General features: G+C 68.0%; 1 protein-coding gene. It reads left to right on the top strand.

What is annotated here, in order from left to right; genetic code table 11:
• On the top strand, positions 1-1,069 hold a 1,069-nt coding region (locus QEP11_RS12895), incomplete at both ends, for an Ig-like domain-containing protein (protein WP_284337060.1).

The following is a 1,069-nucleotide window of genomic DNA, read 5'->3' as shown; positions in this document are numbered from 1 at the left end:
CCGTGGTCAACAGCACGGAAGCGGGCGCCACTGTGCCGGTGACCGTGACGCTGGCCAATGTGCCTGCCGATGCGACCACCACCACGGTCAACGTGCGGGTGGGCGGTCAATCGTATGCAGCCACCGACAACGGGGATGGCAGCTGGACGGCCCAGGTGCCGGGTGCGGATCTTGCCGCAGCCCAGGACACCACGGTCACGGCCCAGGCCACGTTTGCCGATGCGGCGGGCAACGCCAGCGCACCGGTGACGGGTTCGCAAAGCTACGCGGTGGATACCACAGCACCGAGCACCACGATTGCGATCAGCGATGCCGATACAGACAACAAGCCCACGGTCTCGGGCACGGTCAGTGAGCCGGGCTCCACAGTGACGGTGACCTGGCCCGATGGCAGCACGGTGCAAGTGCCCACGGACGCCACCACCGGTGCGTGGACAGTGACCGCACCGGCCGAGCAACCCAACGGCACTGTGAACACCGTGGTCACCGATGCGGCTGGCAATGCGGGCCCCGGTGCCAGCGCACCCTGGACCTCGGCGGACATCACCCCACCTGACACGGGCGCAGCAGGCACCACGGTGACTGTGGGCGTCATTGCCGGTGATGGCGTGGTCAACAGCACGGAAGCAGGCGCCACTGTGCCCGTGAACGTGACGCTGGCCAATGTGCCTGCCGATGCAGCCTCCACAACAGTCACTGTGTGGGTGGGCGGTCAATCGTATGCAGCCACCGACAACGGGGATGGCACCTGGACGGCCCAGGTGCCGGGTGCGGATCTGGCCGCAGCCCAGGACACCACGGTCACGGCCGAGGCCACGTTTGCCGATGCGGTGGGCAACGCCAGCGCACCGGTGACGGGCTCGCAGAGCTATACAGTGGACACCACAGCGCCGAGCACCACGGTTGCGATCAGCGATGCCGATGGCGACAACAAGCCCACGGTCTCGGGCACGGTCAGTGAGCCGGGCTCTACGGTGACGGTGACCTGGCCCGATGGCACCACCGTGCAGGTGCCCACGGACGCCACCACCGGTGCGTGGACGGTGACCGCACCGGTGGAGCAGCCCAG

Origin of the sequence: Comamonas halotolerans (assembly GCF_030162935.1) — a bacterium.
Lineage (GTDB): Bacteria > Pseudomonadota > Gammaproteobacteria > Burkholderiales > Burkholderiaceae_C > Comamonas > Comamonas halotolerans.
The sequence above is the reverse complement of the archived record's forward strand: the minus strand, read 5'-3'. Positions and strand labels throughout refer to the sequence as shown.